The organism is Streptosporangiales bacterium (assembly GCA_009379955.1).
Classification (GTDB): Bacteria; Actinomycetota; Actinomycetes; order Streptosporangiales; family WHST01; genus WHST01.
In genome coordinates, this window is sequence record WHST01000086.1 from 1 (window position 1) to 13,685 (window position 13,685).

Annotated in this window: 13 protein-coding genes; 6 read left to right on the forward strand and 7 right to left on the reverse strand. The window is 72.0% G+C overall.

What is annotated here, in order from left to right; genetic code table 11:
* Positions 1–136: 136 nt before the first annotated feature.
* From hutI to hutU, 4 genes are all read right to left on the reverse strand, one after another.
* The gene (hutI, locus tag GEV10_22235; GenBank protein ID MQA81168.1) at positions 137–1,333 is read right to left on the reverse strand and encodes an imidazolonepropionase; all 1,197 of its coding nucleotides are present in this window, start codon (positions 1,331–1,333) and stop codon (positions 137–139) included.
* A 5-nt stretch (positions 1,334–1,338) separates the two neighbouring features.
* Positions 1,339–2,661 carry a formimidoylglutamate deiminase gene (locus GEV10_22240; protein ID MQA81169.1) on the reverse strand — a complete coding sequence of 441 codons (1,323 nt, stop codon included), beginning with the start codon at positions 2,659–2,661 and terminating at the stop codon, positions 1,339–1,341.
* Positions 2,658–3,842 carry an allantoate amidohydrolase gene (locus GEV10_22245; GenBank protein ID MQA81170.1) on the reverse strand — a complete coding sequence of 395 codons (1,185 nt, stop codon included), beginning with the start codon at positions 3,840–3,842 and terminating at the stop codon, positions 2,658–2,660. Before GEV10_22245 ends, GEV10_22240 begins: the two co-directional genes overlap by 4 nt.
* Positions 3,843–3,975: 133 nt before the next feature.
* Positions 3,976–5,631, reverse strand: a complete 1,656-nt coding sequence (gene hutU, locus GEV10_22250; protein MQA81171.1) for a urocanate hydratase — start codon at positions 5,629–5,631, stop codon at positions 3,976–3,978.
* 93 nt (positions 5,632–5,724) lie between these two features.
* Between hutU and GEV10_22255 the strand changes: the two genes are divergently transcribed.
* From GEV10_22255 to GEV10_22275, 5 genes are read left to right on the forward strand one after another with little or no spacing between them, the layout of a single operon-like run.
* Positions 5,725–6,585, forward strand: a complete 861-nt coding sequence (locus tag GEV10_22255; GenBank protein MQA81172.1) for an SIS domain-containing protein — start codon at positions 5,725–5,727, stop codon at positions 6,583–6,585.
* 55 nt (positions 6,586–6,640) lie between these two features.
* Positions 6,641–7,435, forward strand: a complete 795-nt coding sequence (locus GEV10_22260; protein ID MQA81173.1) for an ABC transporter permease subunit — start codon at positions 6,641–6,643, stop codon at positions 7,433–7,435.
* Positions 6,892–8,511 carry a hypothetical protein gene (locus GEV10_22265; GenBank protein MQA81174.1) on the forward strand — a complete coding sequence of 540 codons (1,620 nt, stop codon included), beginning with the start codon at positions 6,892–6,894 and terminating at the stop codon, positions 8,509–8,511. The genes GEV10_22260 and GEV10_22265 overlap by 544 nt, the downstream gene beginning before the upstream one ends.
* A gap of 4 nt (positions 8,512–8,515) precedes the next feature.
* Complete coding sequence (locus tag GEV10_22270) at positions 8,516–9,349, forward strand: ATP-binding cassette domain-containing protein (protein MQA81175.1); 834 nt, start codon at positions 8,516–8,518, stop codon at positions 9,347–9,349.
* Positions 9,346–10,353: an ornithine cyclodeaminase family protein gene (locus tag GEV10_22275; protein ID MQA81176.1), complete on the forward strand. Its 1,008-nt coding sequence runs from the start codon at positions 9,346–9,348 to the stop codon at positions 10,351–10,353. Before GEV10_22270 ends, GEV10_22275 begins: the two co-directional genes overlap by 4 nt.
* Before the next feature lie 3 nt (positions 10,354–10,356).
* Here the strand turns inward: GEV10_22275 and GEV10_22280 are convergent, their stop codons facing one another.
* Both GEV10_22280 and GEV10_22285 read right to left on the reverse strand, forming a co-directional pair.
* A complete protein-coding gene (locus GEV10_22280; GenBank protein MQA81177.1) occupies positions 10,357–10,926 on the reverse strand; it encodes a Uma2 family endonuclease in 570 nt (189 codons plus the stop codon).
* A 100-nt stretch (positions 10,927–11,026) separates the two neighbouring features.
* Entirely contained in the window at positions 11,027–11,500 is a 474-nt protein-coding gene (locus tag GEV10_22285) for a hypothetical protein (GenBank protein ID MQA81178.1), read from the reverse strand.
* 65 nt (positions 11,501–11,565) lie between these two features.
* On the opposite strand from GEV10_22285, the gene GEV10_22290 reads away from it, so the two are divergent.
* Positions 11,566–12,258 (forward strand): metalloregulator ArsR/SmtB family transcription factor, encoded by a 693-nt coding sequence (locus tag GEV10_22290; GenBank protein MQA81179.1) that lies wholly within the window; start codon positions 11,566–11,568, stop codon positions 12,256–12,258.
* A 6-nt stretch (positions 12,259–12,264) separates the two neighbouring features.
* On the opposite strand, the gene GEV10_22295 is transcribed toward GEV10_22290, so the two are convergent.
* Positions 12,265–13,629, reverse strand: a complete 1,365-nt coding sequence (locus GEV10_22295) for an MmgE/PrpD family protein (protein ID MQA81180.1) — start codon at positions 13,627–13,629, stop codon at positions 12,265–12,267.
* Positions 13,630–13,685: the final 56 nt, after the last annotated feature.

Below are 13,685 nucleotides of genomic sequence, written 5' to 3' on the forward strand. Positions count from 1 at the left end.
CGGCGGGAGACCCGTCGACGGTTGCCGTACTCGACATCGGTGAAACTGGCCTGATCGCTGCGCACACCTCATCATTCCGCGATCCCCAGCACCCAGCCAGACGGCACCCCGGACGAACCAGAAAATCAGCGCATCCCTAGAGGGTCTCGATGTCGGCCGGGAGGACGGGCACGCCACCGCGCCAGACCTGACGCGGGCTGAGCCGGAACGCCCACGCGAACGACCCCTCGTGAGCGGCGTCCCACCACACCAGGTCGCCGAGTGCACCACGGCGGATGACGCCGCGGTCGGTGACGCCGAGCGCCTTTGCCGCGCCGACGGTGGCCGCGTACAGCGCCTCCGTCACGCTCATCCGGAACGCCGCGACGGCGAGGCTGATCATGAGCGACATCGACGTGGTGCCGCACTGGCCGGGGTTGTGGTCGGTGCCGAGCGCGACGGTGACGCCGTGGTCGAGCAGCATGCGCACCGGCGGCGCGGTGCGCATCTGCAGCGCCGTGCCCGGGCAGACGACCGCCGTCACGCCCGCGGACGCCAGCGCCCGGGCGTCCTCCTCCGTGATCTTCAGCAGGTGGTCGGCGGTCAGGCAGCCGAGCTCGGCGCCGAGCAGCGAGCCGCCGGATCGCGCGAGCTCGTCCGCGTGGATCTTCGGCCGCAGGCCCGCCGTGATGCCGGCCTCGAGCACGCGCCGCGACTCGTCGACGGTGAAGTACCCGTCGTCGCAGAAGACGTCGACGTTCTCCGCGCCCGCTTCGCGGGCGGCCGTACACCACGATGCGACCTCGGTGGCGTACGCGTCCCGGCCCGCCGCGTACTCCGGCGGGACGGCGTGAGCGCCGAGGAACGTGACGGAGAGGCGCGGCAGCACCGGGTCGTCGGCAAGGTCGGCGAGCAGGCGGACGGCGTCGAGCTCGCCCTCGCGCGTCAGGTGGTAACCGGTCTTCGCCTCCATCGTCGTCGTGCCCGAGCCGACGAAGTCACGCAACCGGGCCCGCAACGTCGCACGCAGCGAGTCCCACGACTCCTCCCGGGTGGCGCGGACGGTCGACACGATGCCGCCGCCCATCGCGGCGATCTCGGCGTACGTCGCGCCGGCCGACCGCGCCGCGATCTCCGGCGCCCGGTCACCCGCGTAGACCGGGTGGGTGTGGGTGTCGATGAGCCCGGGCGTGACGAGCCCGCCGGCGCAGTCGTCGACGATGTCGGCCTCCGGCGCGTCGGCGCGGTCACCGACCCAGGCGATCACGCCGTCCTCGAGCAGCACCGCCGCGTCGTCGAGCGGCTCGCCGTCGCCCGTCCACAGCCGGGCGATGTTCGTCAGCAGGCGTGACACTTCACTCAAGAGAGCTCCTCGATCGACTCCGACAACCGCGCCGCGACGTCTCCCACCCGCTGGTGGTGCCCGTCGGCCACGACCACCTCTCCCCCGACGACGACGTGCGACACGTCCGCGGCCGTGCCCGCGTAGAGCACGGCGGCGAGCATCGCGTCGCCGGAGGGCGTACCGGTCAACCGTACGGAGTCGAGCCGGACGGTCGTCAGGTCGGCCAGCATTCCTGCGGCCAGCACGCCACCGTCGGGCATGCCGAGCGAGCCGTACCCGACCGCTGTCGCATGGTGCAGCAGTTCGGACGGGGTGAAGACGCCGCGACGCTCACCGGCCAGCCGCTCGTGCAGCTCGACGGCGCGTGCCTCCTCCAGCAGGTCGATCATCGCGTGGCTGTCGCTGCCCAGGCACAACGGCGCGCCCGCGTCGGCGAGCTCCCGGGCGGGGCCGATGCCGTCGCCCAGGTCGCGTTCGGTCGTCGGGCAGAAGCACGCGTAGGTCGACGTCGAGCCGAGCAGTGCGACGTCCGCGGCGGTCAGGTGCGTGGCGTGGACGGCCGTCGTCGCCGGCCCGAGCAGCCCGGTGTCACCCGCCAGCTGCGCCGGCGTACGACCGTGGAAGGCGACGCACTCCTCGTTCTCGCGTCGCTGCTCCGACAGGTGCAGGTGGACGGGCGCGCCGGTGCGTTCCGCCCACGACGCCACCGTCGCCATCGCGGACGGTGGGCAGGCACGCACCGAGTGCACCGCCGCGCCCAGCCGGGGCGCCTTCGCGTATGCCACGCGCGCCGCCCATGCCTCGGCGCTGCCGTCGCCGAACCGCAGCTGCGGACCGGTGAGCGGGCTGCCGTCCGGCGCCGCCTGCAGGTAGCAGGTGTCGAGCAGGGTGAGCCGCACGCCCGCGTCGCTGGCCGCCTCGACGAGGGCATGGCCCATCGCGTTCGGGTCGGCGTACGGCGTGCCACCCGCCTGGTGGTGCAGGTAGTGGAACTCCCCGACGACGGTGATCCCGGCCAGCGCCATCTCGGCGTACGCGGCCCGCGCGAGCCGCAGGTAGCTGTCGGGGTCGAGCCGCTCGGCGACGGCGTACATCTGTTCGCGCCACGACCAGAAGTCGCCGCGCCCGCCGTGCGTGCGCCCGCGCAGCGCGCGGTGGAACGCGTGCGAGTGCGCGTTCGCCAGGCCGGGCAGGGTGAGGCCGGGCAACCTGACCGCGTCGGGCGACGGGGGGACGCCGGGGCGCACCGACGTCAGCCGCTCGCCGTCGATCTCGAGCAGGACGTCGTCGCGCACGCCGTCGGGGAGGGCGGCGTGCGCGCAGTGGTACACGCTCACGACAGCAGGTCTTCGAGGACGGTGGTGAGGGCCTCGGCGCCGGCGAGGCAGTCGGCCCAGTCGGCGTGCTCGGCGGGCGAGTGCGAGACGCCGGTCGGGTTGCGCACGAAGAGCATCGCCGTCGGGACACCAGCGGTCGCCAGCACCCCGGCATCATGCCCGGCGCCGGTGGGGAGGAGCGGGACGCCCCCGAGCCGCTCCGCCAGCCTGGTCGAGAGCGCCCCGTCGAACGCCGTCTCCGGCGTGACCGACTCCCGTGTCATCGCGACGCCGACACCGTCTCGCCCACCGCGCTCGCCGGCGGCCTGCTCGACGGCCGTGACAACGTCGGACAGCGTCGCCTCGTCGGGCGCGCGGGCGTCGAGCCAGGCGCGGACGCGCGACGGGATCGCGTTCGTGCCGTTGGGTGCGACCTCGACCCGGCCGATGGTGGCGACGGCGCCTGCCTGGCGCGCCTTCTTGCGGGACGACAGCACGGTGTTGGCGAACGTCAACATCGGGTCACGGCGGTCTTCCAACCGCGTCGTCCCCGCGTGGTTGGCCTCGCCGGTGAAGTCGAGGCGCCAGCGCCCGTGCGGCCAGATGGCCGTCGCGACCCCCACTGCCGCGTCGAGGTCGACGAGCGCGCGGCCCTGCTCGACGTGCAGCTCGACGAAGCAGCCGATGCGCCCGAGCCTGGCATCGTCACGCCCGACGCCGTGCGGGTCGGCGCCTGCGCCCTCCAGCGCCGCGGCGAGCGTCGTGCCGCCGCGGTCGGTCAGGGCACGCGCCCGGGCCGGGTCGAGCTCGCCCACGAGCAGCCGCGAGCCCAGGCAGGCGATGCCGAACCGCGACCCCTCCTCCTCGGCGAACGCCACCACGGCGAGCGGACGGCTCGGCCTGGCGCCGCGCTCGCGCAGCAGCTCGACCGCGGCGAACGCCGAGACGACGCCGAGCGGCCCGTCGTACGCGCCGCCGTCGGGGACCGAGTCGAGGTGCGACCCGGTGACGACCGCACCGGGGCCAGGCTCGCCCCACCACGCCCACAGGTTGCCGTTGCCGTCCTCGTCGAGGGTGAGGTCGCGGTCGGCCGCCGCGGCGCGGAACCACGCGCGGCACTGCGCGTCGGCGGCGTCCCACCCGTGCCTGCGGTAGCCGCCGGACGCGGAGTCACGCCCGATCGGCAGCAGGTCGTCCCACAGCCCCTTCACCCTGGGGTCCCCAGCCGTGCCCCAGCCCCCCGCTGGGGTCCCCGGTCGTGGTGGACGCCACCGTTGGGGACCCCGGATGTGGTGGGGGCACCTGCTGGGGACCCCAGCGGGGGTGGGGAGACCGTCACCGGCCACCGCCCTCGCGCATGGGGACGCGGACGCCGGTACGGTCCGCGACCTCGACCGCGTCGTCGTAGCCGGCGTCGACGTGGCGGACGACGCCCATGCCCGGGTCGTTGGTCAGCACCCGCTCGATCTTCTGCGCGGCGATCGGCGTGCCGTCGGCGACGGTCACCTGGCCGGCGTGGATCGCGCGACCCATGCCCACGCCGCCGCCGTGGTGGATCGACACCCACGACGCGCCCGACGCCGTGTTGACCAGCGCGTTGAGCAGCGGCCAGTCGGCGATGGCGTCGGACCCGTCGAGCATCGCCTCGGTCTCGCGGTACGGCGACGCGACCGAGCCGCAGTCGAGGTGGTCGCGTCCCATCACGATCGGCGCCGCCACCTCGCCACGGGCGACGAGGTCGTTGAAGGCGGCGCCGGCCTTGTCGCGCTCGCCGTAGCCGAGCCAGCAGATGCGCGACGGCAGGCCCTGGAAACGGACCTTCTCGCCGGCCAGCCTGATCCACCTGGCGAGGTGCTCGTTGTCGGGGAACAGGTCGAGGATCGCCCGGTCGGTGCGCGCGATGTCGGCCGGGTCGCCGGACAGCGCCGCCCACCGGAACGGTCCCTTGCCCTCGCAGAACAGCGGACGGATGTACGCGGGCACGAAACCGGGGTAGTCGAACGCGCGGGAGAACCCGCCGAGCTGCGCCTCCTTGCGCAGCGAGTTGCCGTAGTCGAAGACCTCGGCACCTGCGTCGAGGAAGCCCACCATCGCCTCGCAGTGGGCGGCCATCGAGGTTCGCGCGCGTTCGACCAGGCCGTCGGGATCGTTCTCGCGTTCACGGTCCCAGTCGTCCAACTCGACGCCGACGGGCAGGTACTGCTGCGGGTCGTGCGCGCTCGTCTGGTCGGTGACGATGTCGATCTGGGCACCGGTCGCCAGGATCTGCGGCACGAGCTCGGCGGCGTTGCCGACGAGACCGACCGACAGCGGCTTGCGGTCACGCCGCGCCTCGTCGACGATCGCGAGCGCGTGGCTCACGTCGGTGGCCGAGACGTCGAGGTAGCCGTGCTCGATGCGGCGCCGCACCCGGCTCGGGTCGCAGTCGATGCACAGGGCGACGCCGTCGTTCATGGTGACCGCGAGCGGCTGCGCGCCGCCCATCCCGCCGAGGCCCGCCGTCAGGGTGACCGTGCCCGCGAGCGAGCCGCCGAACCGCTTCGCGGCGATCGCGGCGAACGTCTCGTACGTGCCCTGCAGGATGCCCTGCGTGCCGATGTAGATCCACGACCCGGCGGTCATCTGGCCGAACATGGTCAGGCCGAGCGACTCGAGCCGGCGGAACTCCTCCCAGGTCGCCCACTCGGGCACCAGGTTGGAGTTGGCGATCAGCACGCGCGGCGCCCACTCGTGGGTGCGGAACACCGCGACCGGCTTGCCGGACTGGACGAGCAGCGTCTCGTCGCCGGCGAGTCCCCGCAGCGTCCGGACGATCGCGTCGTACGCGTCCCAGCTGCGCGCTGCCTTGCCGGAACCGCCGTAGACGACGAGCTTGTCGGGGTGCTCGGCCACCTCGGGGTCGAGGTTGTTCATGAGCATGCGCAGGGCGGCCTCCTGCGGCCAGCCCTGGCAGGACAGGTCGCCACCGCGTGGCGCGCGTACCGTTCTCATCCGAACCCGCTCTCGTCCGTCGCCACTCCGTGTACGAATGAAATCATGCGGCATCTCTTGTCCTGCATCAAGTCATTCCATACACTTCCCCGCATGTCCTCGGCGCTCGACAGCCCCTCGCGACGACAGCTGCCCGACCTGCTGTCGCGCCGCCGCCTGTCACCCGCCCAGCGGCGCATCGCGCAGTTCGTGCTCGAGAACGCCGCCGAGGCCGCGTTCCTGTCCAGCACCGACCTCGCAGGGCGGGCCGGCGTGAGCCAGCCGTCGGTGACCCGCTTCGCCGCGGCACTCGGGTTCGCCTCCTACCAGGACTTCCGCGGCGCCCTGCGCGAGCAGCTGCTCGGCAACGACGCCGAGCCCACCGACGGCCTGCAGACCAACGCGCTGCAGGACGCAGTCCTGCACGAGGCCGCCAACCTGCGCAAGCTCGCACACGCGCTGCGCGACTCCACCCAGATCGAGGCCGCCGCCGCCGAGCTCTCCGCCTCGCAGCCCCTCGTGGTGCTGGGGCTGCGGGTGTCGGCTGGCGTCGCGAGCCACTTCGCGTACTGCGCGCAGAAGGTGCTGCCCGACGTGCGCGTGATCACCAGCGGCGACTCGACCGCGCGTGACCTCCTCGACCAGGCGGCGCTCGCCGGGGCCACCCACGTGCTCGCCTTCGTCCTCCCCCGCTACCCGCGGGAGACCCTGGAGATGATGCGGTACGCACGCGAACGAGACCTTCGCGTCGTCGCGATCTCCGACACCCAGCTCGAACCCGTCGCCGGCCACGCCGACCGCGTGCTCGCCGCCGCCGTGGGCAGCCGTCTCGTCTTCGACTCACACGTCGTGCCCGAGATGCTCGCCCTGGTCCTGCTCGAGTCCATCAGCGACCACACGAGGGACCGCACCCAGCGGCGGCTCGAACGGTTCGAGGAGACCACCGCACGCCACCGCGTCTTCCAGACCGCGTAACGACGCGCGGCCGTCGGTCCGGACCAGGTGACCGTGCCCACGAAGGGGCCAGAAGGTGACCGACCAGCAGCAGCGCAGCCAGGCACGCCGCGCCCGTCACATGATGTGGCCCGTCCTGCCCGGAGTCGTCGCGCTCCTCGCGTGGCAGTTCGGGTCCGGCACGGTCGTGCCGGCGGTCTACGTGAGCACGCCGCTCGACGTGGCCGGCAGGCTCGTCCAGGTCGTCGCGAGCGGTGAGATCATCCCCGACCTGACCACGACCCTCGTCGAGTTGGTGCTCGGCTTCGTCTTCGGCTCGATCGGCGGGTGCGTCATCGGCTACCTGCTCGGCAGGTCGAGCTTCGCCGCCCGGATGTTCGAGCCCTACATCATGGCGGCGTACGGGATCCCGATGATCACGATCGCCCCGCTGTTCATCATCTGGTTCGGGATCGGCATCTGGTCCAAGGTGACCATCGCCACGATCATGGTCTTCTTCATCGTCTTCTTCAACGTCTTCATGGGCGTGCGCAACGTCGACGTCGAGCTCGTCAAGGTCGCCCGTGCCCTCGGCGCCGACCAGGCGCAGCTCACCCGGCACGTCTACCTGCGCGCGACCATGCCGTACATCTTCATGGGCCTGCGCGCGGGCGTTCCGTACGGCGTCATCGGCGTGATCGTCGGCGAGTTCATCTCCGCGTTCCGCGGGCTCGGCCTGTACATGAACAAGGCGTCGACGACGTTCGACCCCGCCGGGGTCTTCGCCGGGATCATCATCCTGCTCGCGTTCATCCTCGTCGTGAAGTTCCTCATCGGCATCGCCGAGAAACGGGTGCTGCGCTGGCACGCGAGCCTGCGCGACAGCCACTGACCCGTTCGGAAAGGAAGCCAGTGACACGTCTCACCCGTACCTCGTTCGTGGCCGTCGCGGCCGCCGCTGTCGTCGGACTCGCCGCGGCATGCAACCCCGCCGCACCCGGGCAGGGCAAGGAGTTCGAGGGCGGCGCCGTCCGCCTCGCGCAACCCCTGGTCAACCTCAGCTACCTCGCGATCGACAACGCCCGCGCCGGCGGCGCGTTCACCGACAACGGCGTCAAGGTGAACTGGGCACTGGCCTCCGGCGGTGACGCGTCGATCCTCGCCGCGCTCAGCGCCGGGGACGTCCAGTTCGCCGCCGTCGGCACCGACGCGGTGCTCAGCGCGGTCGACAAGGGCCAGCACTACCAGCTCGTCTACTGCCTCAGCGCCACCCTGACCCAGGAGCTGGTCGTCTCCGACACGTGGCTGAAGGAGGCGGGCGTCTCGCCCGACGATCCGGTCGAGAAGCGGCTCGCCGCACTGTCCGGCGCGACCATCGGCGTCAACGCGCTCGGCGGCCTGCAGGACCAGCTCGCCCACTACTACCTGCAGCAGGGCGGAGTCTCGGAGAGCGACGCGAGGATCGCCAAGATCGGACCGCCGCCGGCGCTCGAGGCGGCCCTGGCCAAGGGGCAGATCGACGCGTTCGTGCTCAGCCCGCCCGAGGGCCCGAAGATGGAGGAGCAGGGCGTCGGCAGCGTGCTGCTGCGCAACAGCGAGCTGCCGGAGCTGAAGAAGTTCTGCGGCCTCGGCCTGGTGACCACCAAGGAGTTCGCCGAGCAGAACGGCGACCTGGTCCGCAAGGTCGCCGCGAGTCTCGCCGACGCCAGCGCCACGGTGCGCAGCGACCCGGCACGCGTCGCCAACACGCTGCAGAAGGCGTACTACCCGAAGGTCGCCGAGCCGCTGATGCGCGAGTCGGTCGAGCAGCTCGAGCCGTCGATCCGCGGCAAGGGGCGGATGGACGCGGCGATGCTCGGAGCCGTGGTGCGGTTCGTCGAGGAGACCGACGGGCACGACCTGTCCATCGACGCGAAGTCGGGCGAGGGCGAGTGGTGGACCAACGACTACCTGCCGAAGAACGGGTGACGGAATGCCTCGATCCGACAGGGTCGGGACGGGCACCGCGGTGCTCGAGCTCGACGACGTGCGCAAGTCGTTCACGAGCCCTTCGGGAGACAGCCTCACCGTTCTCGACGGGGTCTCGGTACGGCTCGTCGAGAACCAGTTCACCGTGCTCGTCGGACCGAGCGGCTGTGGCAAGACGACACTGCTCGAGGTCGCCGTCGGCCTGAGCCAACCGACGTCGGGCGAGGTGCGGTGCTTCGGGCAGTCGCTCACGCAGCTGCGCAAGGACGTCGGCTACATCACCCAGCAGGCCAACCTGTTCCCCTGGTACACACTGCGCGAGAACGTCCAGCTACCGCTGCAGCTACGCGGCGTCGACCGGGCCGAGCGGGTGGAACGGGCCGACAGGTTCATCGAGATCGCCGGCCTCACCGGCTTCGGGGACCACTTCCCGCACCAGCTCTCCGGCGGCATGCAGAAGAGGGCGTCGATCATCAGGACGCTCATCTACGACCCACAGGTCATCCTCATGGACGAGCCGTTCGGCGCGCTCGACGCCCAGACCCGCATGATCATGCAGGACTACCTGCTGACCATGTGGGCCGAGACGAGGGCGACGGTGTTCTTCGTGACCCACGACCTGCAGGAGGCCGTGATCCTCGCCGACAACGTCGTGCTGCTCACCGGGCAACCGACGAAGGTCAAGACCGACATCGCGATCGACCTGCCCCGCCCGCGCAACGTCTTCGAGCCGTACGCGATGCCGGGGTTCGTCGAGACGTACGACAAGGTCTGGAACATCTTCAAGAGCGAGATCCGCGGCCAGCTGGTCCGCGTCCACGACGGGAGCGACCAGTGAGGGAGATCGGCATCGAGTACGTCAGCGGCCTCGTGCAGGACGAGGTCGCGCTCTCCGACACCGAGATCGTCGACGCGGTCGAGGGTGCGTTGCACGCGCAAGGTAAGGGCGAGACCGTGATCGAGCCGCGCGTCCACCTCGAGCCGGGTGCGGAGCTGAACGGCCACTTCAACGTGCTGCGCGGCTGCATCAAGCCGCTCGGCGTCGCTGGGGTCAAGGTCGTCGGCGACTACGTCGACAACTACCGCCGCGGCCTGCCGTCCGAGCTCGCGCTGCTGAACCTCTTCGACATGCACACCGGCGTCCCGCTCGCCGTGCTCGACGCGACGAGGATCACCGAGATGCGCACGGGTGCCCTGACCGCCGTCGGCGCGAAGTGGCTCGCCCGCAGTGACTCGAAGGTGCTGGGCCACATCGGCGCGCGCGGCACGGCGTACTGGAACGTCCGGCTGCTCGACGGCATCTTCGACTTCGACGAGATCAGGGTGCACTCGCGGCGGCCGGAGAGCCGCGACACGTTCGCCGAGCGCCTGTCGAAGGACCTGGGCAAGCCGGTGCGGGCGACGTCGGACTGGGAGTCGTGCGTGCGGGGAGCCGACATCGTGGTCGAGGCGTCACGCCTGCCCGAGCCGGAGCCGCTGCTGCGGACGGCGTGGATCGAGCCCGGCGCGTTCGTGGTGCCGTACGGCACGATGAGCGCCGTCGAGCTGTCGCTCACCGACGTGATGGACAAGCTCGTCGTCGACGACTGGTCGCAGTGCCGCGGCGGGAAGTTCGGCGCGCTGCGCCGGCACGTCGAGACCGGCCGGCTCAGCGAGGAGACCCTGCACGCCGAGCTGTGCCAGATCGTGGTCGGTGAGAAGCCGGGACGCGAGTCGGATGAGGAGACCACCCTCTTCTGGCACCGCGGCCTGTCGCTGTCGGACATCGCCCTCGGCCACGCGTACCTGCGCCGCGCCCGTGAGCTGGGCATGACCCAGGCGCTGCCCCTGACCCGCGTCTGACTCCTACGGGCGGAGGCCGGCGACGAGGTCGCTCGGCACGACCCGCACGGCGAACGGCTCGTCGGCGTCGTACGGCTGGTCACCGACGACGTGGGCGACCCGCTCGTACACACCGTCCGCGGACAGCGCGAACACCGTGAGCGCAGGCTCGTCGCGGTCGGGATCGACCAGCCAGTACCGCGGCACGCCCAGCCGCTCGTAGAACGCCTTCTTCAGGTTCGCGTCATGCAGCCGGCTCGTCGGCGAGATCACCTCGACCGTGAGCACCGGCGCTGCCGGCAGGAACTTCTCCGTCAGGTCGGCATACCGCGCGACGAGCACATCCGGCTGCACCTCGTTCGCGCGATCGGGCCGGACGCCGAACGGGGCGTGCAACGTGCGGAACTCCCGCGGGCCCGCGCCGCGCAGGAGCACCGCGATCGCGAGGCTGACCTCGCCGTGCGGCCAGCCGGGTGCCGGACTCACCAGCAGCTCGCCGTCGATGAGCTCGTACCTGCGACCGTCATCGGGCATCGTCTCCAGGTCATCGACCGTGAAGGGACGCGACATGCCCGTCAGGCTCATGGCCGTCATGATCCCTCCTTTCTCCGTCGGGCGCCAGCATGACGGAGCGGACCGGCGGCGGGCCGCAGCCGACGGGATCTGTGGATGACCGACCCGAGGCTGCGTCCGGTCAACTCTCCCGCCGACCCAGGTCGCCGACCTGCTCGGCGTACCAGACGACCTCGCTCACGTGCTCGGCGATCGTGCGGAGGGTCCAGCTGTCGCCGCGGTCGGCGTCCCAGGCGGCGCTGCCGGCCGCGGCGTACCGGAGCGCGAAGGTGCGACCCAGCCTGGTCAGGCGCTGCTCGGCCTCACGCAGGTCGGCCTCGGTGAAGCGCGCCCAGTCGGCGTCGACGGTGACCTTGCTCTCCGCCCAACCGTTCGGCTGGGTCGGTGCGCCGGCGAGCAACGCCTCGACCTCGGCGAGGTGGTCGACGAGGTGGTCGGCGATCCTGCGTACCGCCTTGTGCGGGGTGTAGATCCGAGCGCCGTCGTCGGCGGGCGTGACGCGGGGCACGCCGTCCCACGCGAGCCAGGTGCGGGCGAGGTCGAGGCACCGGTCGACCGCGGTCTCGACGGCGGAAGCGGGGTTGATGTCGGTCATGCCGCGGACGTTAGCCGCGGAACGCTTCGGTGCCGGCCGAAAGGCGTCCGGCATACGCTGCCGGGATGGAACGCGACCTCGCGCCGGTGGCGGCGATCATCGCCGAGCCCGCCCGTGCCGCGATGCTCGACGCACTGCTGTCCGGCCGGGCCATGCCGGCGGGCGAGCTGGCGCGCGTCGCCGGGGTGAGCGCGTCCACCGCGAGCGAGCATCTCGCCCGGATGCGGCAGGTAGCGCTGGTCGACGTGGTCCGGCAGGGGCGACACCGCTACTACCGGCTCGCGAACGTGGCCGTCGCGCAGGCGCTCGAGGCACTCGCGCACATCGCGCCGCCCCGACAGATCAGGTCGCTGCGCCAGTCCCGGCAGGCGGAGTCGCTCGCGTTCGCGCGGACGTGCTACGACCACGTCGCCGGGACGTTGGGCGTCACGATTCTCGACGGCTTCCTCGCGCGGGACTGGCTCACCGACGCCGACGGCGGGTACGGCGTGACGTCGCACGGTGCGGAGGAGCTGGGGCGGTGGGGAGTCGACGTCGCCGACGCACGGCGCAGGCGGCGTGCCTTCGCTCGACCGTGCCTGGACTGGACCGAGCGCAGGTACCACCTCGCCGGCGCGCTCGCCGCCGCCTGGACCACACGCATGCTCGACCTCGGCTGGGTCGTGCCCAGGACGAGCGACAGCCGCGCGCTCCGGTTGACGCGGAAGGGAGCGGCAGGCGTGCACGAGCTGCTCCGGATCGACACCCTGCAGGCGTAGTCCCGGTCAGTCGGGGATCGTGGCCGCGAGCAGGTCGTCGAGGGTGTCCGCCTTCTCCACGCCGTCGACGAGCTCGCGCAGCCGGCGCGCCTGCGCCGCGCCGAGCACGGGGTCGACGAGGTCGTGGTACTTCGCGGCGAGCTCGTCGTCGCTCATCCGGTTCTCCGGCGTGCCCGTCGCCGCGAGCACGTCGACGGTCTGCGTGCGGCCGTCGCCGAGGACTGCGGTGGCGTGGGCCTGGGTGTGCGGGACGTCCGTGTCGGGCCGCAGCTCGATCCGCGCCATCAACGCCCGCACGTCGGGACGCACGACGTTGGTGTCGGTGAACTGGTGCTCGCCCGCCGCGCCGTCGATGAGCGCGATCGCCGAGGCGAAGACGGTGCTGAACTTCCCCTCGAGACCGGTGCGGGGCTCCAGCCTGCCGGTCAGCTCGACGACGAGGGGGTTGACCCGCAGCTCGATGCGCTCGACCTGCTCGGCGTCGATCGCATGGTCACGACCGAGCCTGCGCACGGAGTCGATCACCGGATGGGCGACCACGCCGCAGGCGTACGGCTTGACCCCGTTGCGGAAGATCTCCCACCGCTCGCCGAGCGCGTCGGTCAGCCGGCCCGCGTCCGCGTCGGTCGCGGTGACCGCGAGCAGCCCGCGCCTGCCCTGGATCGGGTCGGGCGCGGTGGTGTAGCCGTGCCCGGCCAGCAGCGCCGACGTCAGGCCGTCGGCGGCGGCGCGGCCGGAGTGGAACGACTTGGTCATCGACCCGAAGTGCTCCCGGTGCCCGCTCGCCTGGGTGGACGCGAGCCCGAGCGCGTACACGACCTCGCCCGGCGTCAGGCCGGCGAGCACCGCCGACGCGCTCGCCGCGGCGAGCGTGCCCGTCGTGCCGGTCATGTGCCAGCCGATGTCGTAGTGCGTGGGGTAGAGGGCGAGGCTGACCCGCGCGCCCACCTCGTACCCGAGGGCGTGCGCCCGCACGACCTCGCTCCCGGTCAGTCCCCGCCACTGCGCCAGCGCGAGCGACGACGCGTACAGCGGCACGGTGGGGTGCAGGATCGTCGGCACGTGCGTGTCGTCGAAGTCGAAGACATGCCCGGCGACGCCGTTGGCCAGCGCCGCGTCGGTGGCACGCACCCGGTCGGCCGTGCCGAGCAGGAGCGCCTGCGGGTGGCCGCCGAGCTCACGGACGTACGCGCGGACGAGCCGCGGCGCCTCGGCGTCGACCGCGCCGATCGTGACGCCGAGGAAGTCGAGCAGGCACCGCCTGCTCTCGGCGAGGACGTCGTCGGGGACGTCGGCGTCGTCGGTCTCCGCGAGGAAGCGGGCCAGGGCCGCGGTCTCCGGACTCGTCCTATCGTCGAGATCATTCCGCATCGCGATAAGCCTTCCCGATCTATAGAAGTCGGCAGCGTAGCATCGCGTCCCGCCCT

Excerpts from the sequence above, each read along its gene's own strand:
- hutU (MQA81171.1), bottom strand. The coding sequence starts at position 5,631 with ATGAGAACGGTACGCGCGCCACGCGGTGGCGACCTGTCCTGCCAGGGC.
- GEV10_22255 (MQA81172.1), top strand. The coding sequence starts at position 5,725 with ATGTCCTCGGCGCTCGACAGCCCCTCGCGACGACAGCTGCCCGACCTG.
- GEV10_22270 (MQA81175.1), top strand. The coding sequence starts at position 8,516 with ATGCCTCGATCCGACAGGGTCGGGACGGGCACCGCGGTGCTCGAGCTC.
- GEV10_22280 (MQA81177.1), bottom strand. The coding sequence starts at position 10,926 with ATGACGGCCATGAGCCTGACGGGCATGTCGCGTCCCTTCACGGTCGAT.
- GEV10_22285 (MQA81178.1), bottom strand. The coding sequence starts at position 11,500 with ATGACCGACATCAACCCCGCTTCCGCCGTCGAGACCGCGGTCGACCGG.
- GEV10_22290 (MQA81179.1), top strand. The coding sequence starts at position 11,566 with ATGGAACGCGACCTCGCGCCGGTGGCGGCGATCATCGCCGAGCCCGCC.
- GEV10_22295 (MQA81180.1), bottom strand. The coding sequence starts at position 13,629 with ATGCGGAATGATCTCGACGATAGGACGAGTCCGGAGACCGCGGCCCTG.